The 24,203-nt window shown below is 36.0% G+C and carries 24 protein-coding genes; 15 read left to right on the top strand and 9 right to left on the bottom strand.

Annotated features, from left to right (window positions below):
- Positions 1 to 6: 6 nt before the first annotated feature.
- Positions 7 to 369 carry a spore coat protein gene (locus AC6CH1_RS06915; RefSeq protein ID WP_079526734.1) on the bottom strand — a complete coding sequence of 121 codons (363 nt, stop codon included), beginning with the start codon at positions 367 to 369 and terminating at the stop codon, positions 7 to 9.
- Positions 370 to 381: 12 nt separating this feature from the next.
- Entirely contained in the window at positions 382 to 591 is a 210-nt protein-coding gene (locus AC6CH1_RS06910; protein ID WP_340801224.1) for a spore coat protein, read from the bottom strand.
- 208 nt (positions 592 to 799) lie between these two features.
- Here AC6CH1_RS06910 and AC6CH1_RS06905 point away from each other — a divergent pair, with 208 nt between their 5' ends.
- The 5 genes from AC6CH1_RS06905 to arsC all read left to right on the top strand — a co-directional run bounded on the left by AC6CH1_RS06905 (position 800) and on the right by arsC (position 5,627).
- The gene (locus AC6CH1_RS06905) at positions 800 to 1,168 is read left to right on the top strand and encodes an ArsR/SmtB family transcription factor (RefSeq protein WP_339199373.1); all 369 of its coding nucleotides are present in this window, start codon (positions 800 to 802) and stop codon (positions 1,166 to 1,168) included.
- A 16-nt stretch (positions 1,169 to 1,184) separates the two neighbouring features.
- Entirely contained in the window at positions 1,185 to 3,332 is a 2,148-nt protein-coding gene (locus AC6CH1_RS06900) for a heavy metal translocating P-type ATPase (protein WP_498317750.1), read from the top strand.
- 242 nt (positions 3,333 to 3,574) lie between these two features.
- A complete protein-coding gene (locus AC6CH1_RS06895; protein ID WP_251687946.1) occupies positions 3,575 to 3,889 on the top strand; it encodes an ArsR/SmtB family transcription factor in 315 nt (104 codons plus the stop codon).
- Between the two features lie 3 nt (positions 3,890 to 3,892).
- Complete coding sequence (locus tag AC6CH1_RS06890) at positions 3,893 to 5,188, top strand: arsenic transporter (RefSeq protein ID WP_498316750.1); 1,296 nt, start codon at positions 3,893 to 3,895, stop codon at positions 5,186 to 5,188.
- A gap of 13 nt (positions 5,189 to 5,201) precedes the next feature.
- A complete protein-coding gene (gene arsC, locus AC6CH1_RS06885; protein ID WP_498316748.1) occupies positions 5,202 to 5,627 on the top strand; it encodes an arsenate reductase (thioredoxin) in 426 nt (141 codons plus the stop codon).
- Between the two features lie 517 nt (positions 5,628 to 6,144).
- Here the strand turns inward: arsC and AC6CH1_RS06880 are convergent.
- Positions 6,145 to 6,891 (bottom strand): SDR family NAD(P)-dependent oxidoreductase, encoded by a 747-nt coding sequence (locus tag AC6CH1_RS06880; protein ID WP_498316746.1) that lies wholly within the window; start codon positions 6,889 to 6,891, stop codon positions 6,145 to 6,147.
- A gap of 427 nt (positions 6,892 to 7,318) precedes the next feature.
- Here AC6CH1_RS06880 and AC6CH1_RS06875 point away from each other — a divergent pair, with 427 nt between their 5' ends.
- Positions 7,319 to 7,813, top strand: a complete 495-nt coding sequence (locus AC6CH1_RS06875) for a hypothetical protein (RefSeq protein WP_498316744.1) — start codon at positions 7,319 to 7,321, stop codon at positions 7,811 to 7,813.
- Between the two features lie 441 nt (positions 7,814 to 8,254).
- On the opposite strand, the gene AC6CH1_RS06870 is transcribed toward AC6CH1_RS06875, so the two are convergent.
- Positions 8,255 to 9,646 (bottom strand): S-layer homology domain-containing protein, encoded by a 1,392-nt coding sequence (locus AC6CH1_RS06870; RefSeq protein WP_498316743.1) that lies wholly within the window; start codon positions 9,644 to 9,646, stop codon positions 8,255 to 8,257.
- A 410-nt stretch (positions 9,647 to 10,056) separates the two neighbouring features.
- Here AC6CH1_RS06870 and AC6CH1_RS06865 point away from each other — a divergent pair, with 410 nt between their 5' ends.
- Positions 10,057 to 10,512, top strand: a complete 456-nt coding sequence (locus AC6CH1_RS06865; RefSeq protein WP_498316741.1) for an NUDIX hydrolase — start codon at positions 10,057 to 10,059, stop codon at positions 10,510 to 10,512.
- A 147-nt stretch (positions 10,513 to 10,659) separates the two neighbouring features.
- A complete protein-coding gene (locus AC6CH1_RS06860; protein WP_498316739.1) occupies positions 10,660 to 11,244 on the top strand; it encodes a hypothetical protein in 585 nt (194 codons plus the stop codon).
- A gap of 161 nt (positions 11,245 to 11,405) precedes the next feature.
- Here AC6CH1_RS06860 and AC6CH1_RS06855 read toward each other — a convergent pair whose 3' ends face one another.
- Together AC6CH1_RS06855 and AC6CH1_RS06850 are read right to left on the bottom strand one after the other, a co-directional pair.
- Positions 11,406 to 12,806, bottom strand: a complete 1,401-nt coding sequence (locus AC6CH1_RS06855) for an NAD(P)-binding domain-containing protein (protein ID WP_498316737.1) — start codon at positions 12,804 to 12,806, stop codon at positions 11,406 to 11,408.
- A 77-nt stretch (positions 12,807 to 12,883) separates the two neighbouring features.
- Positions 12,884 to 13,330, bottom strand: a complete 447-nt coding sequence (locus AC6CH1_RS06850; RefSeq protein WP_251687963.1) for a MarR family winged helix-turn-helix transcriptional regulator — start codon at positions 13,328 to 13,330, stop codon at positions 12,884 to 12,886.
- A gap of 98 nt (positions 13,331 to 13,428) precedes the next feature.
- Here AC6CH1_RS06850 and AC6CH1_RS06845 point away from each other — a divergent pair, with 98 nt between their 5' ends.
- Positions 13,429 to 13,917, top strand: coding sequence for a GNAT family N-acetyltransferase (locus tag AC6CH1_RS06845; RefSeq protein WP_498316735.1), 489 nt, complete (start codon positions 13,429 to 13,431; stop codon positions 13,915 to 13,917).
- Positions 13,918 to 14,532: 615 nt separating this feature from the next.
- Here AC6CH1_RS06845 and AC6CH1_RS06840 read toward each other — a convergent pair.
- Entirely contained in the window at positions 14,533 to 16,056 is a 1,524-nt protein-coding gene (locus AC6CH1_RS06840; RefSeq protein WP_498316733.1) for a transglutaminase domain-containing protein, read from the bottom strand.
- Between the two features lie 18 nt (positions 16,057 to 16,074).
- Complete coding sequence (locus tag AC6CH1_RS06835; RefSeq protein ID WP_498316732.1) at positions 16,075 to 16,614, bottom strand: GNAT family N-acetyltransferase; 540 nt, start codon at positions 16,612 to 16,614, stop codon at positions 16,075 to 16,077.
- A gap of 543 nt (positions 16,615 to 17,157) precedes the next feature.
- Between AC6CH1_RS06835 and AC6CH1_RS06830 the strand changes: the two genes are divergently transcribed.
- The 6 genes from AC6CH1_RS06830 to AC6CH1_RS06805 all read left to right on the top strand — a co-directional run bounded on the left by AC6CH1_RS06830 (position 17,158) and on the right by AC6CH1_RS06805 (position 22,211).
- A complete protein-coding gene (locus tag AC6CH1_RS06830) occupies positions 17,158 to 17,496 on the top strand; it encodes a DUF485 domain-containing protein (protein WP_427709935.1) in 339 nt (112 codons plus the stop codon).
- A gap of 2 nt (positions 17,497 to 17,498) precedes the next feature.
- Positions 17,499 to 19,049, top strand: a complete 1,551-nt coding sequence (locus AC6CH1_RS06825) for a solute symporter family protein (RefSeq protein ID WP_251687972.1) — start codon at positions 17,499 to 17,501, stop codon at positions 19,047 to 19,049.
- 492 nt (positions 19,050 to 19,541) lie between these two features.
- Positions 19,542 to 19,868, top strand: coding sequence for a DUF485 domain-containing protein (locus AC6CH1_RS06820; RefSeq protein WP_251687974.1), 327 nt, complete (start codon positions 19,542 to 19,544; stop codon positions 19,866 to 19,868).
- A complete protein-coding gene (locus AC6CH1_RS06815; protein ID WP_251687976.1) occupies positions 19,865 to 21,409 on the top strand; it encodes a solute symporter family protein in 1,545 nt (514 codons plus the stop codon). Before AC6CH1_RS06820 ends, AC6CH1_RS06815 begins: the two co-directional genes overlap by 4 nt.
- Before the next feature lie 126 nt (positions 21,410 to 21,535).
- Positions 21,536 to 21,958 carry a hypothetical protein gene (locus AC6CH1_RS06810; protein ID WP_498316730.1) on the top strand — a complete coding sequence of 141 codons (423 nt, stop codon included), beginning with the start codon at positions 21,536 to 21,538 and terminating at the stop codon, positions 21,956 to 21,958.
- A gap of 112 nt (positions 21,959 to 22,070) precedes the next feature.
- Positions 22,071 to 22,211: a hypothetical protein gene (locus AC6CH1_RS06805; protein ID WP_176142089.1), complete on the top strand. Its 141-nt coding sequence runs from the start codon at positions 22,071 to 22,073 to the stop codon at positions 22,209 to 22,211.
- Positions 22,212 to 22,431: 220 nt separating this feature from the next.
- On the opposite strand, the gene AC6CH1_RS06800 is transcribed toward AC6CH1_RS06805, so the two are convergent.
- On the bottom strand, positions 22,432 to 24,048 hold the full coding sequence (locus tag AC6CH1_RS06800) for an SWIM zinc finger family protein (protein WP_498316728.1): 1,617 nt from the start codon (positions 24,046 to 24,048) through the stop codon (positions 22,432 to 22,434).
- Between the last annotated feature and the right edge of the window lie 155 nt (positions 24,049 to 24,203).

Here is a 24,203-nt window from a genome sequence, read left to right as displayed (position 1 = left end):
TTCCGTTTACTTTTTTGGTGGGGTAGGGAACATTCCTTTGCGATTCATGCTCTTAGGAAATAAATCCAACTGTGCAATACTTATCGCATTTTCAGCAGATTTAATATCCAACTCTTTTTGACCTTCTAGATGATAAGGCTTCAGCCATTCTTTTTTCATCATAAGCTCAGAAATCTCAAAATATAGATCAATCATCACATTGAGTTGCGTTCTCATGATTTTTTGCAGTGCTGGGGAAGCTGTTTCGGTTAAGGCGATTGAAAGATTTCGAATTCCCGTCTTTGTTGTAAGCAAAAACTCAAGCGCAACTCCCGAATCCGTTAGTTCAGGCATTCCGATTGAATTGATCGGATCTAAATAGTCTTCCATAAATTTGACCTCCTAATATACCAGTTCCGATTTAGAGTAGAGCTTAACCATTGCGGCAAGTGCTGGGGTAGATAATTTCACATTTTTATCTAATAAAGCCCTTAAATCATCATCAAAGACAACACCTTGACTTAACTTCGATTTAAGTAAACTAGTTGTCATAAAGTTTATAACTTCATGAAATTCCATTGTTTCATGAACTGCTAATTTTTTCTCTAACACGTAAACGCACCTCCAGATTTTTCTTTAAAAAGTCTACCCTGGAGTAAATCTCTTTATACAAATTTGCCTTTAAATCAAGGATAATACAATTTATTCTATTGTCGAATAACATCGATACTTCATTCAAAAATTCATTTGACTATTTGGATGAAGAAGCATAACCTAATATATACAATCAAACGTATATTAGAATATAGAGGTGAATACTTTGCAGAAAGCAAATGATGTGTGTGAAATCACGTGTATAAATGAGGACAATGTCGTCTGGATTCAAAAGAAATTATCTATGGAAAACCCAATAGAAGTAGCCAAAATTTTCAAAGCCTTATCAGATGATACAAGAATTAAAATTGCTTATGCATTGTCACAAAATGAACTGTGTGTTTGTGACGTTGCCAATATTGTAGGAGCAACTACAGCTACAGCTTCACATCATTTAAGACTACTTAAAAATCTCGGAATAGCTAAATACCGTAAAGAAGGGAAATTAGTTTATTATTCATTGGATGACGATCATGTAAAACAACTTATTGAAATAGCATTTGCCCATCAAAAGGCAGGTGTTCAAGTTGAATAATTCAACGGACTCATTAATGGATAAAAAGGTATATAGAGTTGAGGGTTTTTCCTGTGCAAACTGTGCAGGGAAGTTTGAGCGCAATGTAAAAGAACTAACTGGGGTTCAGGAAGCAAAGGTGAATTTTGGCGCTTCGAAAATTAGCGTGTATGGGGATGCGACAATCGAGGAATTAGAAAAAGCAGGTGCTTTTGAGAATCTGAAAGTGATTCCTGATAAGCCTGTTCGCGAAGAAGGCAATTATACGAATGGAAATAATCGACTTACAGAGGTAAAAGTACCTTTTTATAAAAAGCACAGTACTTTAATGTATGCCGGGTTATTTATTGTCTTTGGCTATCTTTCACAGTTTATAAACGGGGAAGATAATCTCATCACTTCGTTATTGTTTATCACATCAATTGTTATTGGAGGATACTCTCTTTTTAAAGTCGGTTTCCAAAATTTGCGTCATCTTGATTTTGATATGAAAACTTTAATGACAGTTGCTGTAATTGGTGCAGCGTTCATCGGTGAATGGGCAGAAGCATCGATTGTTGTGATTCTCTTTGCGATCAGCGAAGCACTCGAGCGCTATTCAATGGAGAAAGCAAGACAATCAATTCGCTCATTAATGGATATCGCTCCAAAAGAGGCCCTCGTTAGAAGAAATGGTCAAGAATTAATGCTTCATGTAGAAGAAACCACAGTCGGGGACATCATGATTGTAAAACCTGGTCAAAAAATTGCGATGGATGGTGTTGTCGTAAACGGTTATTCTTCTGTAAACCAGGCCGCTATTACGGGTGAATCAGTTCCTGTCGGTAAATCAGTAGATGATGAAGTATTTGCAGGTACATTAAATGAAGAAGGTTTACTTGAAGTTAAAATAACAAAATTAGTCGAAGATACAACCATTTCAAAAATTATTGAATTAGTTGAGGAAGCACAAGCTGAACGAGCACCTTCACAGGCATTCGTAGATAAATTTGCAAAGTATTATACACCCATTATTATGCTGATCGCAGGTTTAGTTGCAGTAGTGCCACCTCTTTTCTTTGATGGTAGTTGGGAAATTGGGGTTTATCAAGGATTATCCGTTTTAGTAGTTGGTTGTCCATGTGCACTCGTCATTTCTACACCTATTTCTATTGTTTCGGCAATCGGAAATGCAGCTAATAAGGGTGTCCTTATTAAAGGTGGCGTTTATTTAGAAGAAATGGGCGCTTTAAAAGCAATCGCATTTGATAAGACAGGGACTTTAACAAAAGGTATACCCGTTGTTACAGATTATAAAATGACTGAAAATAATATAAATGAAGAAGATTTACTTGCAGTGATTGCGGCGCTTGAAAATCGTTCCCAACACCCCCTTGCATCGGCAATTGTTAAAAAAGCAGAAAATGATTCAATTTCTTTTACGGGTGTTGTAGTAGAAGACTTTACTTCAATTACAGGGAAAGGCGTTAAGGGTACAATTAAGGGAACAACTTATTATATTGGTAGTCCCCAACTATTTAAGGAGATGGACTCGATAAATTTCAGTCACAATCTAGAACAGGATGTAACCGAATTTCAAAATCAAGGTAAAACTGTGATGGTAATTGGAACTGAAAAATTAATACTTGCAATTATTGCTGTTGCTGATGAAGTCCGTGAATCAAGCAAAGAGGTAATTAATAAATTGCATCAACTTGGCGTTCAAAAAACAATCATGCTTACGGGTGATAATAAAGGAACTGCTAGGGCAATAGGTGACTATGTTGGGGTATCAGAAATACAAGCCGACTTAATGCCTGAAGATAAATTGAGTTTTATAAAAAAATTAAGAGCTGAGTATGGCAATGTAGCGATGGTAGGCGACGGTGTAAACGATGCACCTGCGTTAGCAGCTTCTACAGTAGGTATTGCGATGGGTGGTGCTGGTACCGATACAGCATTAGAAACCGCTGATGTTGCCTTAATGGGCGATGATTTAAAAAAACTCCCATTCACTGTAAAGTTAAGCCGAAAAGCATTAAATGTTATTAAGGTTAACATTGCTTTTGCGGTAGGTATTAAATTCCTTGCGCTACTTTTAGTAATACCCGGCTGGTTAACATTGTGGATTGCCATACTTTCAGATATGGGAGCCACACTTTTGGTATCGCTAAATAGTTTACGGCTTATAAGAGTAAAAGAATAATGAAAAGGGCTTCCGGAATATGGAAGCCCTTTTCATTTTTAATCAACGTTTTTCTAAAGTGAGTCTTTTTTATCTAAAAAAAGGATTTGCGAACTGAACTGTTTTCTCATTTCTTTGATGCAATAGTAAATAATAGGGTTGCAAAAATAATGGTCATAACATAATATAAGCATATCATTATATAGTGATTTATTTTTTAATCATAATATAAGCATATTATTATATAGCTATGGAGGGATATGATGGAGCTCGATTTAATGGAAAAGCAGTTGAAGGCTGTTGCGGACGCCAATCGTTTACGCATTTTAGCCTGTCTGAAAAAAGGGGAAGTATGCGTATGTGATTTTACGGACGTCCTTAAAATTTCACAGCCTGCTGTGAGTCAGCATTTACGAAAGCTAAAGGAAGCTGGCATTATTACAGAACGTAAAGTCGGGACGTGGAAGCATTACCGTATTCATGAAAATCAAACTTCATTAATGCAAAATATACTTGCTTCAATTAATGAGGATTCGACATGTGGATGTAAAATTAACAGTGACTGTGTGGAGGGCTAAAATATGAATATGTTTGTTATTTCGGCACTCATTTTTATCATTACCCTGATTTTTGTCATCTGGCAGCCAAAAGGACTGAATATTGGCTGGTCGGCAATGGCTGGAGCAATCGTTGCATTACTTGTTGGTGTGGTCGATTTTAACGATGTCGGGACAGTAATAGATATTACATGGAATGCCACATTATCGTTTATTGCAATTATTTTAATTTCACTTGTATTAGATGAGATTGGTCTGTTCGAGTGGGCTGCATTACATATGGCGCGGGCAGCAAAAGGCAATGGTGTAAAAATGTTTGTGTTTGTCAGTTTGCTTGGAGCGGTTGTGGCTGCATTATTTGCGAACGACGGAGCGGCACTAATTTTAACGCCAATAGTGTTAGCGATGGTGCGAAATTTACAATTTAGCGAAAAAATGATTTTCCCGTTTATTATGGCGAGTGGCTTTATTGCAGACACAACGAGCTTACCGTTTGTAGTGAGTAACTTAGTCAACATCGTATCAGCAGACTTCTTTGATATTGGGTTTGTGGAGTATGCTTCACGTATGATTATTCCGAACTTGTTCTCGCTTGCGGCAACGATTGTTGTACTGCTGATTTACTTTAACAAATCGATTCCACGTGAATACAATGAATCGATGTTAAAGGAACCACGCCTTGCGATTAAAGATATGAAAATGTTCAAGTTATCTTGGTTTGTACTTGCAATTTTAGTAGTTGGCTATTTCTCAAGTGAATTTATTGGTGTACCGGTTTCGCTCGTAGCAGGCGTTATCGCGATTTTCTTCTTAGTCATGGCAAGACAAAGTGCTGTCGTGGATACAAAAGCCGTTGTGAAAGGGGCACCTTGGAATATCGTATTCTTCTCAATCGGGATGTACGTTGTTGTATACGGACTAGGCAATGCAGGATTAACCCCTATGTTAGCTAGTGTAATTGAATGGACAGCAGAGCAAGGTTTGTTTGCAGCTACAGTTGGAATGGGCTTTATCGCGGCATTTCTATCATCTGTCATGAACAATATGCCAACTGTGATGGTCAATGCTTTAGCGATTGCAGAAACGACGACGGATAGTACGTTACGTGAAGCATTAATTTACGCTAATGTTATCGGCTCAGACTTAGGTCCAAAAATTACACCAATCGGGTCACTTGCGACACTGGTTTGGTTATATGTATTGTCTCAAAAAGGTGTGAAAATCTCTTGGAGTACGTACTTTAAAACAGGGATTGTGTTAACGGTGCCGATCTTAATTTTTACATTAATGGGACTTTATATTACATTACGAATCTTTTAAAGGAGTTTATAATATGACAATAAACACACTATATTTCTTATGTACAGGAAATTCATGCCGTTCACAAATGGCGGACGGATGGGCACAAAAGCTATTACCGGAAGATTGGAAAGTGTATTCAGCTGGAATTGAAACGCATGGTGTCAATCCCAATGCGATTAAGGCAATGAATGAAGTAGGAATCGATATTACTCACCATACTTCGGATTTAATTAACCAAGATATTTTAAACAAAGCAACATTAGTCGTAACACTTTGCGGAGATGCGGCGGATAAGTGTCCAATGACTCCTCCAGGTGTGCGCCGTGAGCATTGGGGATTTGAAGATCCCGCTAAAGCTACGGGTACAGAGGAAGAAAAATGGGCAGTGTTCCAGCAAGTACGGGATGCGATCGGTGCTCGTATACAGCAGTTTGTAAACGAAGAGTTAAAAAAATAAGTATACAGATGTGTCGCAAGAGGTAAGTGGAATCTTTGAACAGGCGATAATATTCAGGCTGTACTATCTTAGTTATTGACAAGTGTTATTTAATCTAACTAGGAGAGGCAATAATGATGACCAAATCAGTAACAAAAAAATCCGTTTAAACCTAATTCTTTACAGAAGAAGATGCTAAAGTAATGGTTTCATCCTGTCATCTAATATATATATTGAAAATTCAAGATCAAACTTAAAGCAGCTAAGATTTCATTTTAATCTCAGCTGCTTTAATAGTTGAATGATATTTTGTATATGAAAGTTTTATTGATCTTGATTTTCAGTTGATTATATTGTTGATTTAGTTAATTGACTGTCCAACCACCATCAACATTTAATGTTTGTCCTAGTACAAATGAAGATTGCTCTTATATAAGCCATAATGCTGCTTCAGCAGGTTCAGCGACACGACCGATAGGCATAGATTCGTTAATCCATACTTCATATTGAGATTCCTTCGCAATGTTTGCTTGCAACATTAGTTAAAGATTTGACCACCAGCACAGTTAATCGTTGAGCCGTTTAACATTTTGCTGTTGTTCATTGCGAACAGCATTGCATCTGCTACTTCCTCTGGCGTTGCTGCGATGTTTGGTGGTGTAGTGACGAAAATCGCTTTGCCGATTTCTTCGTTCATTGTTACTGTTGCATTTGCTGCAATATTCGTAAGCATCGCATTAGGTACTACGCCGACAGCGAAAATTTGCTTCTCTTGGTAATCTTGACCGATTGATTTAGTTAAAGCATTTACCGCGTGCTTCGACATTGAATAGACACCGTTATATGCTGTTGGCTTGTAAGAGTTTGAAGAAACGGTATTCACAATTGTTCCGCCGCCATTTTTAAGCATATGTGGTATCACATATTTTACGCCGAAAAATGCACCTTTCACGTTTACATTCATAATACGATCATACTCGTTTTCATCATATTCATGAATTAAACGGAATGGCACCATTAAGCCTGCATTGTTGAAAAATACGTCAATTTTGCCAAAAGCTTCGATTGTTTGCTGCACATAATTTTTTACTTGCTCTTCATTTGATACGTCCGCTTTAATGAAAATCGCTTCCGCCCCTAAATCTTTGGCCATTGTCACAGTGTTTTGACCTTCTACATCGTTAAAATCTACAACAGCGATTTTATAGTCTTGCTTTGCTAATTTTAAAACAGTTGCACGGCCTAAACCTGTTGCAGCACCAGTAATTAATACAACTTTATTCATTTGGAGTCCTCCTTCACTTTATACAACTAAGGATGTATAAGTACTTTAAATTATAAAGATTGCTGCAACCAATAGAACAACAAAGAAGCATTAATTTGATTTATAATAAAGTTTGATAAAAAGGCTTAGTGCAATAAATATTTCTAAATGTGACCAAACATCGCTTTGGGTGCATTTTTTCTTTAATTAACAACGTAGAGTAGTTAAGCAAGAACCTTTTTATCTTCTTTTTAAAAAATATAGGCATACCTTAAAATAGGGAGGTGTTGTTATAAAAAAAGGGACAAATAGAGTAATCGGCTTTGTCTCACTATTCCTGGTTTTAGCATCCTTATTTTTATATATACAGGTTTCTGGTAAAGAAAAAGAAGGTACTAATGGTGATTTTCAGTTATCACAAGGGGAAAGACATGAATTAGAAAACTTGATGGCACAGATAAGCAAAAGTTTACGTGCGGAAAATTACGGATTTACTTTAGACCATGCTGTTTTGCCTAACAGAAACATTGAAGTAATCGTGAAATTAGGAAGTAACAAGATTGATAAAAAGACTAAAGAAGATATAAAACAAATAGCAACTGACGTTATTAAACAAAATGATTTTGATTCTGATTTATTCCAATTTAACATAACAAGTTTTTATAGTTCGGAAAAAGAAGGAAATCATGTTTCACAAAGGCTAAGTTACAATGATTTAATGGGAGACATCATGCTAAGTTTAAATGAATTAGGTTATGATGTTGCCATACAGGGGGAAGTATCCTCAGACAATAACGTCATAATAAAATTAGTGTTACCACACGATAAGTTCGATGAAAAAACCAAAAAAGAAGTACAAAAGTTTGCAACTGACGTTATTAAAAGAAATAATTTTGAAACTGAAATATTCCAATTTAACATAACAAGTTACTATAATTCTTAATTACAATTAGAACTAATAGCGTATACAAAACAAACTTAATAAACGTTCCCAAATAAAAGTTTGGACACGTACAGAAAACCCACAAACATTGTTAAATCAACGTTTGTGGGTTTTTGTATGTAACCTTGTTTATACAGCTTTTTATGCAATGGTATATAAACATAGCAACAATAAGACTTTGGAGAAAACGTTATGAGTTGTTATTTGAATAAAAACCTGTATACAGAGAAAATTTATTAACGCTGTAAACTTGCATTTTTTTCGCTCCAATATTTCGATTCCAGGGCCTTTAGTTGAATAACGATCTTCAACAATCGGGCGCTTTTCTTGAATAAGAATTCAAAGGACTCATTGGTAAATTAAAAGGCTTTTGGATTAACATGGGTGAACTGTACCATAAGTAAGTACGATTTATCAAAAGACCACTTTTTTGTTTATAGGTTATTTCTTTAGTGTATGTTTCTTTCCGTTTAGATCTGTCACAACTAATTGTGTATCTGAAATATTCATATCCTTAGCTAAAACATTGGAAAGCTTGTTTGTCGTTTTATCAAGCAAACTATATTTGAAGATACCTTTATTGTTAAAGTAATAAATTGAAGAATGGTCATATAATACAGATTTATTTTCTCCACCCGCCTCGATAGGTGTTCCATCCCCGTAACTGTAACTGTATACATCAAAAGTTATACGCGCATCAAAGCTGAATTCTTTTTTCTTATCACTACTGCCATCCATCTTTGTAGAATAAAGTTCTAGCTTGCTGTCCACAAATTTCTCATTGTCCTGTACAATACGACGATTCAAGTAATTCCAATTCTCTGCATCTACATCCGTATAGAAAATCCGGTCGTTCCAAACGAACATATTACGGAAGTTACTGCCTGAAGGTTCTTTCATTTTCTTCAGTTCCTGTCCATTTGTATTCATTTTCATTACTGCATAAGCATATGGAACTTCGTCTGCTTCAGCAAAATCGCCACTATGATAAGGAATAAAAATTTCATTGTTATAGAGAATCAATTGAGTATTGTTATGCAAGTACAAAGGGGAATAATCCCAAGTACTACGTGGGATGTCTTCATCTTTTAATAAAACCTCTTGTTTAGCGGTTTCCATATTTTCTTTAATAATTTGATTATAACCATCTTTGTCTTTAGCGATAGAGTAGAGCAAGCCATCCTGTTCAATTGCTTTACCTTTTATGCTGACATATGAACGATAGTTGCTTAATTTCATTTTATCATCCATTGCACGCACTAAAAATGCCGAAAACTGCGCACGTGTGACAGCGTCTTTTGGCATAAATTTGCCGTTAGAACCACCTGCTACACGCTGTTTTGCGATTCCGTTGATATCCTGATATGCCCAGTTTGCTGGTGTGACATCAATGAATGTCGGTTGCTTATCAAGCGGCATGTCGAATGCACGACGTAAGATTGCAGCCATTTGCGCGCGTGATGTTTCTTCTCCGGGACGCATGAAGCCATTGTTACCGCGAAGGATTCCTTTTTCATTCACCGTCGCGAGAATTTTGTAGTAAGGGGAATCTTTCGCCACGTCCTTGAACTGAATTGATGTATCTTCGTTCAGCGGAATCTTAAGTGCTTTGATGAGCATAGCAGATGCTTGTGATCGCGTGATCGGCTCATTCGGGTTGAATGTTCCATCCGGATAGCCACCGATAATATTGAGATCAGATAAATACATGATTTCTTTCTTCGCCCAATGACTATTCACATCAGAAAACTGAGTAGCCGCTTGTGCTTGGAATGGGTTTGCAGCAATAATGATTAAAATAATCCCTACTATTGTTAGTTTGGCTTTCAACATGAAAGACCTCCTTTTGATACTTTTCTTCATTATTAAGTCTCCTTTATTATGTAATGCCCTGTACCGACGGAAAAAACGAGAAATAGTTTCAACATTTTTTAAAGTTTTTTTGATAGGTCAATTATGTATTTAAATGCCATCAAAGGTTTGCTTCATCTGTAATGTGTCCCCAAGATATGTGTATTTAGAATTAACCAATAAAAATCTAATATTACTTAACAATCGGGCGCGGTTCTTCAATAAGAAGATCGCGTTTTTCCGTTATAGGGCCATATTGTTGAATAACATTTTTTTAAGAAATGCTTTCGAATGAGGCCTTGGAAGTGTTTTGCAAGGTTTGCAAAAGGAAAATTTTTAAATTTATCGAAATATAATTGGTAAACACTTATTATATTTTTTTAGGATAAACTATGGGATATGTTGAAGATTTACGCAAGATTGTGGGTAACCAACCTCTCAATTTAGTTGGAGTTGCGGTAGCTGTGATTAACGAAAATGGAGATTTATTGCTGCAAAGAAGAAATGATGGGCAATGGGGTGTTCCCGGCGGATTTATCGAATTAGGAGAGTCTACTGAAGAAGCAGGAAGAAGAGAAGTATTAGAAGAAACAGGGCTTGAAATAGGTAAACTTGATTTAGTGGGTGTCTATTCTGGAAAACAGCATTTTGTGAAGTTACCAAACGGCGACCAATTTTACCCTGTTACAATTGCATATATTTCAAAAGAAATTAAAGGTGGTGTTCTTAAAGCAGATGGTCAAGAAACTACCGAAGTAATGTTTTTTAGAGTAAGTGAGTTACCTGAAGGAATTAATCCACTGATAAAAAATCTTATTAAACAATATTTCATGTTTATCGCAAAATAAATTATACAAAATTAGTGAAAAAGGATAAAAATAGTAAATTCAATAAACGCTCTCAAATGAAAAATTTGGGGATACATAAAAACAATATTCCACAATCGGGAGTCTTGAAAAGAAGTTCGCCTTTTTCAGAAAAAAAGGGGGGATTAATTGAGGAAGATATTTATTTGGATAGTAACATTAACGGTATCGATAACTGTATTTCTAATTTATAATCACAAACAACCACCCACAGAAGAGGATGTATTTAAATTTACGGAAAAATGGTCTTCTGCAACAGAAGAGGTCTATCTTGTTAGAAAAATAGATGGGGACTGGTTAACCATACTTAGAAATTGGGATTCAATTATGATGGCTCGATTAGAGCAAAATTGGTTGGGGAATTGGGAGTTAAGAAATGATGAGGGATTAGAATCTACATTAATTTCAACATATTTTCCACCTATTGAAGATGATGAATTTACTTGGAGTGCATCAGGTTCAAAGGAACGAAACAGATCCTACTATTTTGGTCAAATTATCAATCCTATTATTAAGAGAATAGAAGTTGAAACAAAGAAAGGCTTCTTTGAAGATGCTTTGATCATTAACAGTGTGGGAGCGCAATTTTTCTTTGTTAAATCAGATTATGAGATGTTAATGCCTGTAAACATTAGAGCACTTTCCGAAACTGGAGAGTTAATTTATTCTACAATTAAACCAATAAAAAATGGTGAATTAAATAGTACTCATTAACCAGTTAATATAAATCAATATTATTCAACATTCGGACGCGATTCTTCAATAAGAAGTTCGCGTTTTTGGACCATATTGTTGATTAGAATTTAATGTACATGGACAAGACTTTCTTGTTAATTAAAAGGGCCACACTAGTTCAGCTAGCGTGGCCCTTTTAATTAGCAACATGTTGTTTTGGTATTAGATGCACTTAAATCTAAACTACATACACCCGTTTCAGGTAAATCTAACTCCACCTTACGCGAAGCCTCTATATCACCTGTTAAATAAGCGACAATGGAGCGAACCTGTTCATAGCCAGTTGCCATTAAGAACGTTGGTGCGCGTCCGTAACTCTTCATACCAACAATATAGAAGCCAGCTTCTGGTTGACGCAACTCTAGCTCGCCGTGGGGACGCACGGTACCACAACTATGCTCATTTGGGTCAATCAGTGGTGCAAGCGTCTCTACGCTTTCAACAGCAGCGTCAATCGATAATCGAATTTCATTTAAGAAAGAGAAGTCTGGACGACTACCCGTATTGGAGATGATTTCATCAACTACAGGAAGTTGTTGTTCACCGTTTGTACCTTTGCCCTTGATGATGATGCCATCTTTTGTTTGTTCAAGATTCTGAATATAGAAAGGTGTATATACTTTTACTTCACCTTCATCAACTAAGTTGTGAATTCGGCTACCTAGTTCACCTCGTGCGGCAAGTGCATCCTTGTCTTCACCACCATATGCATCTTCCACACGTTTTTTACGTAAAATCCATGTAATTTCAACATCTTTAAGCTTTTCTAACTCTAAAATTGTATTAATCGCAGAGTGTCCGCCACCTACAACAGCGACATGTTTTCCTGAATAGCGATTTTTCAATTCATCTACGTTTGGAATGCCATAAAAAATATTATTAGCTAATTGCTTTTCAGCTTTTGTCCATACATTATCTGAAAGAATCGGATTTGGCTGAGTCCACGTGCCTGTAGCATCAATGATTGCACTTGCTAAAATTTGTTTTGTTTCATCGTCTTGTTCAATATATAAAACAAACGGAGCCTGATCACGGTTAGCAGACTTCATTTTATCGTGATTTTTTTTACTTATACCAACCACTGTTGTATTAAATGATATGAATGGTTTAATTTCAGGGATATTGGCTAGTGGCTGTAAATAGTGTTCGCGAATTTCTTGACCTGTTGGAAGCTCATCCTCCTGTGGCATTTTCCAGCCGTGCTTTTGTAAAAGCTCTTTAGCTGCTTTATCAACATTATATTGCCAAGGAGAGAATAGACGAACATGTTGCCATGATTTTATATTTTTCGCAACGTCAGCACCTTTTTCTAAAACAATAAAAGATTCACCAGCTACTGCTAAATGTGCTGCTGCAGCTAAACCAACTGGACCTGCACCAAGTATTGCCACAGGATATTGTTTATTTAAATGAAATGCCATTTCATTACTTGTTGTTTCTTTTTTAGTTTGCTCAGTAGATCCACAGCATGTTGTAGTTGGTTCAGGAGTAGCTGAACAACAACTTGAAGTTTGTGATTTAACCGTTAATTTAATTTCCATTTGAAAATCCTCCATCAAATTTATTTAGTTGCAAAGTACAACTATATTTCGAAAATGAAAAGTAAGATTGCTCTTGCTTAGTAAAGAGGGGTGCAGCATACTTTTGATTTGGACATAGCTTCATTTAGTAGTTGAATAGAGCGTAGCACAGTTTCTTTTTCAAAATCATTCATATGTGAAAATACTTCTTCTAAATAGGTATTCATGGACTCATCAATTGTTGTTGCGACAAATTTCCCTTGTGTTGTTAACGATAAAATCGATACACGTTTATCTTGTGGAGACGGTGTTTTTCTCACCAAATCCATTTTAATAAGTGTTTGAATTTGACGACTGAATGTTGTAATATCCATTGCGAGTGTTTCAGCTATTTGTTGCATAGAAGGTGTTTTCTTTTTATCGATTTCATAAATTATATGACTTTGGATTGTAGAAATTTCAAACGATCCAACAGTGCAGCAATTTTTGTTTAATAAGCCAAATCTTCGTGTTAGTATGTGAAAAATTTCGCGTTTATTTTCCATTCAATCACCTCTAATAAAATTAAATCAAAAATACTTGTAAAATGCAACTATTGAATTTATTATTTTAATTATCAATTAATTTATATGGAGGTTAATCGATGGCAATTAAAGTGCGGTCTGTTGTAAGTGAAGATTGGCAAGATGTAAAACGAATTTATGAAGCAGGGATAGAAACAAAAATGGCTACATTCGAATCGAAAGCACCAGCATCCTATGATGAATGGTTTGGTGAAGCAAATCCTCAATGTTCATTTGTGGCATATGAGGAAATTCATATTTTAGGTTGGTGTAAATTATCTCCCGTTTCCAAACGAAATGTGTATAAGGGGGTAGGAGAAGTAAGTATTTATATAGATACACACGCTAAAGGGAAAGGAATCGGTGATTTATTATTAAAGCATATGATTATAGCTTCTGAAAAGGAAGGTTTTTGGACTCTAGAATCCAAAATCTTTAAAGAGAATGTTGCTAGCCTCAACTTACACATCAAGAATGGCTTTCGTGTTGTTGGGGTGCGAGAAAAGATTGCTCAATTAGATGGAATATGGAAAGATAATGTGCTATTAGAAAAAAGAAATTCTTTCTAATACAAATATAGAATGCATCATTGACTGCCTAGGTTCAGAACAACAAGATTTATCAAGGTTTTTATTATTTATTGAAAACAATAGCTGTTTAAAGACTATATATCTGAATGTACACAAAATACAATAGACTTCCAAGAAATATTAAGTGAAAAAGGGAGGAATAATAAATTAAAGTTACCGTTAGACTCCAAAGAAGAAGCATCCTATATATACCAATTACTAAAACATACCGATACAAAAAATGCATTTATTCTCGTAAGTATGGGATATGGAAGTGGCAATAAATATCAAGACCATATCGATGCTTTTAATCATCAGGTTACAATACATTTAGTTAATCATCTTAGGGGAATATCTAGAAGATATAATTACAGGAATTGAATCTGTGCCATTGCAAGTTGTAGAAAAAAATCAATAAACCTTGTAATTGTACATCAATTTCCAAGTGGCGAGCGAAAAGGCTGCAACTCATTTTAAAAATAGGGACACGGTCATAATATATATTATAGGAAGTTACATCTCGTTTCAAAAGTATACTTATAATAGTGAGACAAAATGCGTTTTTTACTGAAATGGCCATAATTTAACCGGACCCGTTAAATTATGGCCATTCGCTTATTTTTTCATTTTCAGTTGGATCGTAACGCTTTTATATAATTGTATATAAATAAATTTTTCATCAGCAAAATACTCCAACATGTTTTGTTTACTTAATTGCTGCTCCAAGCCCGGTATTATCGCAATTGGCACCTTCAATTGTGCTGGTTGTTTGAATTCCACATTTTTTCGGTTACTCGTTATTTGTATATGTAAACCTCTATTAATATATATATCTACCGTTAATTGTTTGCAACGATCTTCTACAATCAATTCGATTCCATCCGCGCTTTTAAACAACATTGGCTGACAATCCGCTTCTTGTTCAACTGAAGCTACCCAGCTGTCCCCAAATGTATTTAACGGAACTTCCAAGCGATTTTCATCTGTTTCAGCTATTAGAGAATTTTCACTTTCTGGATCCGCTGAAATCAACTTCTGAATACTATCTGTCGTTTTATCTGCATACAAGACTTCCAATGATGTTTCAGTTTCATAGATTCGTACAACTGCTACCGCGCTTAACTGCGTTAATTTCTCAGCAACTAGTTCAAATTGATACAAATAACTATTATGAGAATCATTCCTGAAAAATAAAAATCCATCTATATAGAAACAAAATTGAATGTTAACAGCAAGTTTCTGTTTTGCATGAAAAGGATAATCTGCAAATTTTATTTCAAATAAATAACCATTTCCAGGATGGGCATAATATAAGCTATTATTGACAAGACAGCCATCATATAAACGATGAAATGCTTCAAATTTAGTACTCGTACAGATTGGATAATGATTTTCATTCCATTCATGATCAAGACGCATTTTCTCATCCGCAACTAAAAAATAGCGATAGCGAACTTCTTTACCAGGAATTGAGCCGATATCATCCCAAGTCACGTCCACATGGTACCAATCATCATCCATCTGCACCATATTCCATGCATGCCCCTCTGTTCCCTCTCCTGCTGCTTTTCCAATCACATAATAACAAGGAATCCGAAGTGCTTCCATCATCTTTTCAAAAAGAAGCGCGTACGCCATACAAACACCGTGTTTTTCATTCATAAATGTATACACAGCAAATGGTGAACCTTCAGTATGACGTTCATAGCTATAGGTTCTTGCGATAAAGTCATGGACAATTAAGACCTTTTGCAACGCCGACATGTCTGGATGTATTCGATTCTTTAAAATGGTTTGAATTTCATCAACTATCCATTTTTCTTCCTGCCGCGCCATACGGTAACGCATCGTAAACTCCACTTTAATCCGGTTTTTCGTTAATTGGCGATATTTGTAGCTGCGCTTTTCACAATGCTGTGTATAAAATGGCTGTTCTAGATGGCACTGATCAAAAGCTTCCTTAATTAAAGAATCGATCGGTACTGGCAGCTGGCCGATAATATGCAGCGTAAACTGCCTGTCCATACGCTCCATATGGGCAATAAGCGCAGGCAGCAACTGTTTTGCTGTAATGGTCGTTGTTTTGATTGAATTCCCTTGCCTTTTATACTGTTCGTAGCTTTCAAAATACGTTTTCACAATGTGTCGATACTCCTCTTATAACGCTTCCGTTTCATCTTCTTCAAATGAATTGAGCTTAACATATATTTCAACCATTTTCCCGTCCATTTCAATGGTTTTCTCCAAATGCATCCCGTTTTTTAATGCAATTCTTTTCGATCCTTCATTTCCTACTTGAATCGCTGAAATATACCGGTGCAACCACATTTCTTCATCTGCATAGTTTGCAAGGGCCTGTGCTGCTTCAAACCCGTAGCCTTGTCCCCAATAAGTACGTTTAATCCAGTACCCGAGCTCAATTTCAAATGTATCGTCAATAACTTGTGCAACAAGCCCCGCGTGACCGATAAAATCTCCCGTTTGACGATGAATCAATTTATGTAACCCGTAATCCCCAAAGTTTTGATATTGTTCAAGCATCCGTTCAATTAAATGAATCGCATAATGTTTATCCTTTATTTGTCCATTGCCAATAAATTTCATCATGAAAGGGTCCGAAACGAGGTCTTCCACAAATGGAAGATCCTTTTCCGTATAACGTTCGAACGTTAACCGCTTCGTAGTCAAATTCAACATCGTATTCCTCCAATTTGATATTTTTTTGATTTGTTATTTGGAATATCTCGGGTTTTTTCTCATACATGGTCAAAATATTAATATTATCATTCCATGTTTTATAAATAATCAGATTCACCTAGATGAATAAACTCCCTCAAGTCATATAAAAATTTTTACATTGTTAGTATATCAGATTTTTACTATCCATTTTGTGTTATAGTACAATGTGCTGAATTATACGAAATCAGCTAAAATTACAGATATTTTAATTGTCGAAATATAATATCGTGCTTTATGTAATTTAATTTCTAGCTAAAATATGTTTTTCATTATTTTCCTTTCCCCAAATAATAATCTTTTGTAAATTTTAAGCACATCTTCTTTAATTTTATCTCCTTAAAACTTGATAATTCTACTTCATTACCATTTCAAACATTCCAACTTTTCAGAAAAATTGTTATTGCATTATACTCTATCCCCTCTTACAATGAGTACTATTAACGGATTCAAATAGTAATATGCCGTTTAAAACAGAATAATTTTTCATAAGGGGGAATTCCGTTGAGTCAATTAGGGGACAAAATCTCAGCGAAATGCGATGGCATTAACTATGAAAAAATCGATCGCATGGAAACATTCAATCAATTTGTAAAGAAGAAAAACACATTTTTATTCGGAATAACTATAACATTTTTGACATTTTACATCTTACTACCGGTGCTGGCATTCACACCTGTGTTACAACAGAAGGCTGTCGGCAGCATTACTTGGGTATGGGTATACTCGCTTGCCCTATTCATTATGACAATTATCTTATGTACACTCTACGTAAAAATGGCATCTAAATTCGATAAAGCTGCAGCTGCTGTTTTACAAGAATATGAAAAGGCAGGTGCATAACAATGAATCTCGTTTCAGCAGGTTTCTTTCTTGGTATCGTAGGTTTAACACTGATCGTTACATATATCGCTGCCAGAAGAACTTCTTCAGCAAGTGATTTCTACACAGCTGGCGGTGGTTTAAAAGGTTGGCAAAACGGATTTGCCATTGCTGGTGACTACTTATCTGCAGCCGCGTTTTTAGGGGTTTCCGGAGCGATTGCATTAACAGGCTTTGACGGCTTCTTCTTCTCTGTAGGTTATGTCGTTGCAAACTTAGTTCTTCTATATATAATAGCGGAACCGATGCGTAATTTAGGACGCTATACATTGGCGGATATGCTGACATCGCGTTTTAATGAAAAACGGATTCGCGGTGTAGCGGCTACAGGTACGATTATTATCGTAATTTTGTATATGATCGCCCAATTAGTTGGTGCCGGTGCATTAATTAAACTTTTATTCGGTATCGAGTATTGGATGGCTGTTTTAATTGTCGGTGTCATGATGACGACGTACGTACTGTTCGGCGGAATGACGGCTACGAGCTGGGTACAGATTATTAAAGCAGGTCTATTATTGTTCGGTACGACATTACTGGCATTTTTAGTATTCTCAAAGTTTGATTTCAATTTAGTGAAAATGTTTGATACGGTTAGCACAAATTACGGGGACGAATATTTAGTTCCTGGTATGAAGTACACATCTACAATCGATTCGGTTTCGATGATGCTTGCATTAGTCCTCGGTACATCGGGTTTACCGCATATTTTAATGCGATTCTTTACAGTAAAAGATGCGAAAACGGCGCGTGCATCGATTTCATGGACAACATGGATTACGGCGATCTTCTTCTCACTGACGATTTTCTTAGGTTTTGGTGCAATGCATTTCGTCGGATTTGATAAAATCATCGCAGAAAATGCTGCTGGTAACACGGCTGCCCCACTATTGGCAGAGTTTTTAGGCGGCAATATTTTACTATCATTCATTTGTGCCGTTGCGTTTGCTACTATATTAGCGGTTGTTTCCGGATTAGTATTAACAGGTGCATCAGCAATTTCGCATGATATTTATGGTGAGATTCTGAAAGACGGGAAATTAACGGAAAAGCAACAAGTATTAGCTGCAAGAATCGGTTCTATTTCCATTGCGATTGTTTCAATCCTTTTGGCATTATTTGCGCAAAGCTTAAATGTTTCCTTCTTAGTATCATTTGCATTTTGTATCGGGGCATCGGCAAACTTACCGGTTATCCTCTATACAATCTATTGGAAGAAATTCAATGCAAACGGCGCGGTTGCTGCAATGGTAACTGGTTTAGTATCTTGTCTAATATTAGGTGCGCTTGGTCCAAACATTTGGAGTCCTACAGGAAATGCAATTTTTGTTGGTGAACCAATCGTGAACTTAGCAGTACCTGCCATTATTACAATTCCTTTAAGCTTCTTTGCAGGATACCTAGGCTCTATATTAACAGCACACAAAGTGGAACAAGCAGAAGCAGAACGTGTTTATAAAGAGATCCGCGTTAAAGCACATACAGGTATTTCTGTACAAGATGTTTCACATTAATTATTATAAGAAAATAAATTAGAACAATAGATTAAAAATAATAAAAACTGTCTCGAAAATATTTGCTATTTTTGAGCAGTTTTTTGCTTTTTTATACCATTTTTTACATGAATATAACTTTTCGAATATACTGATTTTAGTTTTTTGTAAAATAAATTATTTTTTAAATATTACTTTTACTTATAGAAATGAATAATACTTTCTTATAATAATTTTCAGATTTTTTGTAATTCTTTCATGTTCAGGACCCTCCAAACCCATGTAAATCCTACCTTTCTATTGATTATCCAAAATATAACATTTTAATATTCTCCCGTTAATGTATTATTTTTTCTCTATTAAACTTATTTTTGCAAAAAATTTTTCCCCATAATTTATTTAAAAAGTGTTGCAATTTTGTTACAGCTAAAATAGAATGAAAATGTAAAATCCTAAAAGCAGAATTTTACGTACATTAAGCAGTAATAATTATCACAAAATGGGGGAATGTTTATGGGGAATAATCAAAAGCCAATCATTGATTATGAGAGAATTGCATCACAGCAATCTTTCAGGCAACTGGCGAGGAAAAAGAATTCATTTTTATGGTCGATTACCGCAATCTTTTTAGTACTTTATATGTTATTACCAATCTTAACTTCGTTTACAGATATCTTACATCAAAAAGCGATTGGTGATATTACATGGGTATGGCTTTATTCAGCAGGGTTGTTCGTAATGACATGGGGATTAGCTCACTTCTATGTAGCACGTGCTAATAAATATGACGCAGAAGCGAAAGCGATTATTGCGGAATATGAAGGAGGTAGAAGCAAATGAGTTTTACAGCGATATTCTTCTTCGTAGCAATCGTAGGTTTAACTTTAGTCATTACTTGGTGGGCATCTAAACGTACATCTAGTGCGTCGGATTTCTACACAGCTGGCGGCGGATTAACGGGCTGGCAAAATGGTATGGCCATTGCCGGTGATTACTTATCGGCAGCATCATTCTTAGGTATCGCAGGTTCGATTGCTTTATTCGGATTTGATGGCTTCTTCTTCTCGATCGGTTACCTAGTAGCCTATTTAGTAGTTTTATATATCGTCGCAGAGCCATTACGTAACTTAGGCCGATTCACATTAGCCGACATGATTACAGCTCGTTTCGATAAAGCAAAAGTTCGTGGTACGGCAGCATTATCTACAATTACAATCGTATTGTTCTACATGATTGCTCAGCTTGTAGGTGCAGGTGCCTTAATTCAATTACTGTTAGGTATTGAATACTGGATGGCGGTACTTTTAGTTGGTGTCATGATGACAATTTACGTATTATTCGGTGGTATGACAGCAACATCTTGGGTACAGATCATTAAAGCATGTCTATTAATGTTAGGTACTGTTATTATTTCATTCTTAGTATTAGCAAAATTCGACTTCTCTATCGCGAACATGTTTACACAAATGACAACGGTAACAGAGCATGGGGAAGCTTACTTAAATCCAGGTTTACGTTATACAAATGGTATTGATACAATTTCAATGCTATTGGCGTTAGTACTTGGTACAGCGGGTCTTCCACACATCCTAATGCGTTTCTTCACAGTAAAAGACGCACAAACAGCTCGTTCTTCAGTAATTTGGGCTACTTGGATTGTTGGTTTATTCTATGTATTAACGATTTTCCTAGGTTTCGGTGCAGCAGCATTCGTTGGTAAAGACGAAATCGTAGCAGCAAACCCGGCAGGTAACATGGCTGCCCCACTACTAGCACAAGCGCTAGGCGGCGACATTCTGTTCTCATTCGTTTGTGCGGTAGCATTCGCAACAATCTTAGCGGTAGTAGCAGGTTTAGTACTTTCTGGTGCCTCTGCCCTATCACATGATATTTACGGTCAAATTATTAAAAAAGGTAAAGTTACTGAACAAGAAGCGGTTAAAGCAGCTCGTATCGGTTCAATTATTATCTCAATTGTTTCGATTCTATTAGCTTTAGGTGCTCAAACATTAAACGTAGCCTTCTTAGTATCATTAGCATTCTGTATTGCGGCATCAGCGAACTTACCGGTAATCATCTACACAATCTACTGGAAACGTTTCAACACATCAGGTGCAGTTACAGCAATGTTAACAGGTTTAATCTCTGCATTGATTTTAGTTGCCGTATCTCCAAACGTATGGAATCCGGTTGAAGGTAAAGCAATCTTTGTTGGTGAACCGTTAATTATGTTAACGAACCCTGCATTAATTTCTGTACCTCTTGGCTTCTTAGGCGGATTTATCGGTACATTAATTTCTAAAGAAAGAAATGATCTGAAATACCGTGAAGTTGAAGTAAAAGCTCAAACAGGTATTTCTGTACAAGACATTTCTCACTAAAAATAACCTTCCTTACTTTGACGAGTTGAGGAAAAACGAATCAGCTTCTAACACTGTTAGAGGCTGATTTTTTATAACTCCACTGTTTTGTGAAATCTCCCCTATTCTATCTTGAGGAGTGAAGCGATGACGCTTGGACAGCATATACGCGTATTCATTTGTGTCGTAGTGATGGGCTGTATTGTCGGCTTTGTACTGAACGGGAAAGAAATTGAGAGGAACTCCCCTTATATCGATTATGTAAAAGCGCAGCAGTGGCCTTTTAACGAAGAGTTACTCATTGCTGAAGTATTTGATGGCCATTATGAATTGACGTATTGGGAGTACTTTACCGCCCGAAGTGGCCAGCATGTCGTCCAGTTTACAGGAACGAACGATGAACAGCAGGATATTTACCAGTTTGTCGTCGAGGAAGATTATACGGGATTTACGATCGGTGCGGTAAAACAGAATAATATCCTTTTGCCGCCTGAACAAAAATGGACCTTTGTAAAAATGCTTACGAATAAAAAAGCGTCAACATCCGGAGAATTTCTTGCCGGAATTTGACGCTTTTACTATGCTTTTTTCTATTAAAAACAGGAATATTCTCCTTAATATTTCATGGTACAATAGTAAAGCAGCATCCAGCTGACTCCTTTTGCAAAGGAGGTGTACTACTGTGTCTTATCCATCACGCAAAGAAAAGGCTAAGGCTGTTTCGGAAAAAAAGCGTAAGGAAAAACTCGCCATTTTTCGTTATGCGACAGACATTTTTCGTATTGTCGATACCATTTATCGTTTTTTCCGAATGATGCTGTAAAAAATTCGTTTTCACCACTTAGACTAGCCATCTAGGTGGTGTTTTTAATTTTCATCATAAAAGGGTAAATAAAAAAGCGATTGGGGGCCACCCAACCGCTCTGTACTACTGTAGATCCATCACGCATGAATCTTACTAACTTCATTGTATGAAAGTATGCCTCCCATGTCAATGAATTACTTTTATATTATGCTGCCCCATATTCTTTTATGCATTGTGGTTATAGTATGCTCATTGCATTTAATATATCATGTAGCGCCTTTTTTCGTGGATATGTTTCAATTAAATAGGCTTTTAATTCTATAGCCCTGTCCTGATAGCCTAGCTGTTGCAAGCATGTAATAATAGATGCAAGATGACTGTAATGTTCCCGATTAGATGCAACATTTGCAAGCGCTAAAATATGTTGTACATGTAAAATTTCAACTTCTTGCGGGTAATGTGGTTGCAGTGAATGGCCAAATCGTAAAATCCGCTCAATATCTTGTTGACAATACTTTAATAATCGGTCCCATTGATATGTCTTTTCTAAAAGGATTGGATAGTGATTTGGGAGTGGCTGCTGTTGCTCAAGAATTTCAATTAAATCATTTAATATATCGTGTAGTAGTTCCTCTTCACCATCATAAAGATTTTTTAATCGATCAATATCGTCTAATTGACCACCTAATGCCAATTCAAATGCAACTGTGCGTTGAGCTGGCAAATTGCCCATCATTTGATGAATCGAAAACGCCGATATTAAATATTGATTCCGGTAATGCAGAGAGCTTGCATCCTGTTCAATTCCCTCTGCGCATAAAGTAAGGGCATTTGCATATTGTTTCCGGTCTATCGCAAAATGAATCATTTGTACACGTAATGTGCTATGAATATCGACTTTTTTATAAAACGACTCTATTTCACTTTCAGCGCCTACAGTCTTTAATAATTGAAATTCTAAGTCATATGCCAGCTTCTTATCTCCAGATTTTTTGGTATGATGCTGTAAGGCTTCCAATATATGATACTTCATATTGGAAACAGGACTAAGTGTTATGGCAGCTTCCATTAAAAACAAATACTCTTTTTTCACTTTTACATTTTGGTCAAACTTTACTAAAAGCCATTTAGTCCATTCGATTGCTTGTTCATTGGATTGAACTGTCTGAAGACTATCATAAAAAATACGATACATTTCTTCTAGTGTTTGCTCGTAAAGCCACGAAGGACAATTATCTACTATATCGCTAATTCGCTCAAAACAAACCTCAAACAGTGCAAATGCAGTTAGTGGATCTTCATTTGTCAGTTGTTGTGCTTGTTCCATAACTTCAAAGATGCTTTCAATGGGTTCTTCAAAATCATCCGCTTGCGAAAAGCCTCTTTTAAAAAGTCGATTCACACTTTTTAAAATTTTCTCTTCTGCTTGTAGAATGAGGTGAGTTGCATTTTTTATAACATTTACTTTTTTCGGTATCCAGCGTTCCTGTATAGATGGATATTGCTCCATAATCTCCACTAATACATCAACCAGTTCAGCCTTAGTCTTTTCATTAAAGAAGGCCATAAAATCGACGGCTTCTACATTTGACTGTATCAAGCTTTCACGAATCGCATAATACGCCGCAACTTCATGCTTACAAGTACCATCAAACGGGCATGTACAGTAAGATTCGACAATCTTATCATTTTTCAGCTCGATATAAACAAAGTACTCATCCGTACCTAAAATTTTTGCCCGCCATGCATTATGTGCAATTTGCTTAAATTCTCGAATGAGATTTTTGTTATAGTAATCCTTTCCTCTTGACAAAATTACTTTTGAAACGTTTTTTTCGAATTGATGTATATGCATTGAACTCACCCATTTTTATTGTTTGTTATAAATAATAATAGCATGTTAATGATAGTTCGGTTAGAAAAATAGAGTTTGCATTAAAAACAGCGACCGCATAGATTTTGAGGATGGACTAGTTCTGCTTTTTATTAAAAAAGCGATTGGGCTTAGCC

Source organism: Solibacillus sp. GQ1, from assembly GCF_059758555.1.
This window is presented reverse-complemented; position numbering and strand designations above follow the sequence as displayed.

Coding starts and splice junctions, on each gene's coding strand:
- AC6CH1_RS06915 (WP_079526734.1), bottom strand. CDS start 369: ATGGAAGACTATTTAGATCCGATCAATTCAATCGGAATGCCTGAACTA.
- AC6CH1_RS06900 (WP_498317750.1), top strand. CDS start 1,185: ATGGATAAAAAGGTATATAGAGTTGAGGGTTTTTCCTGTGCAAACTGT.
- AC6CH1_RS06895 (WP_251687946.1), top strand. CDS start 3,575: ATGGAGCTCGATTTAATGGAAAAGCAGTTGAAGGCTGTTGCGGACGCC.
- AC6CH1_RS06890 (WP_498316750.1), top strand. CDS start 3,893: ATGAATATGTTTGTTATTTCGGCACTCATTTTTATCATTACCCTGATT.
- arsC (WP_498316748.1), top strand. CDS start 5,202: ATGACAATAAACACACTATATTTCTTATGTACAGGAAATTCATGCCGT.
- AC6CH1_RS06880 (WP_498316746.1), bottom strand. CDS start 6,891: ATGAATAAAGTTGTATTAATTACTGGTGCTGCAACAGGTTTAGGCCGT.
- AC6CH1_RS06875 (WP_498316744.1), top strand. CDS start 7,319: ATGGCACAGATAAGCAAAAGTTTACGTGCGGAAAATTACGGATTTACT.
- AC6CH1_RS06870 (WP_498316743.1), bottom strand. CDS start 9,646: ATGTTGAAAGCCAAACTAACAATAGTAGGGATTATTTTAATCATTATT.
- AC6CH1_RS06865 (WP_498316741.1), top strand. CDS start 10,057: ATGGGATATGTTGAAGATTTACGCAAGATTGTGGGTAACCAACCTCTC.
- AC6CH1_RS06855 (WP_498316737.1), bottom strand. CDS start 12,806: ATGGAAATTAAATTAACGGTTAAATCACAAACTTCAAGTTGTTGTTCA.
- AC6CH1_RS06850 (WP_251687963.1), bottom strand. CDS start 13,330: ATGGAAAATAAACGCGAAATTTTTCACATACTAACACGAAGATTTGGC.
- AC6CH1_RS06845 (WP_498316735.1), top strand. CDS start 13,429: ATGGCAATTAAAGTGCGGTCTGTTGTAAGTGAAGATTGGCAAGATGTA.
- AC6CH1_RS06835 (WP_498316732.1), bottom strand. CDS start 16,614: ATGTTGAATTTGACTACGAAGCGGTTAACGTTCGAACGTTATACGGAA.
- AC6CH1_RS06825 (WP_251687972.1), top strand. CDS start 17,499: ATGAATCTCGTTTCAGCAGGTTTCTTTCTTGGTATCGTAGGTTTAACA.
- AC6CH1_RS06820 (WP_251687974.1), top strand. CDS start 19,542: ATGGGGAATAATCAAAAGCCAATCATTGATTATGAGAGAATTGCATCA.
- AC6CH1_RS06815 (WP_251687976.1), top strand. CDS start 19,865: ATGAGTTTTACAGCGATATTCTTCTTCGTAGCAATCGTAGGTTTAACT.
- AC6CH1_RS06810 (WP_498316730.1), top strand. CDS start 21,536: ATGACGCTTGGACAGCATATACGCGTATTCATTTGTGTCGTAGTGATG.
- AC6CH1_RS06800 (WP_498316728.1), bottom strand. CDS start 24,048: ATGCATATACATCAATTCGAAAAAAACGTTTCAAAAGTAATTTTGTCA.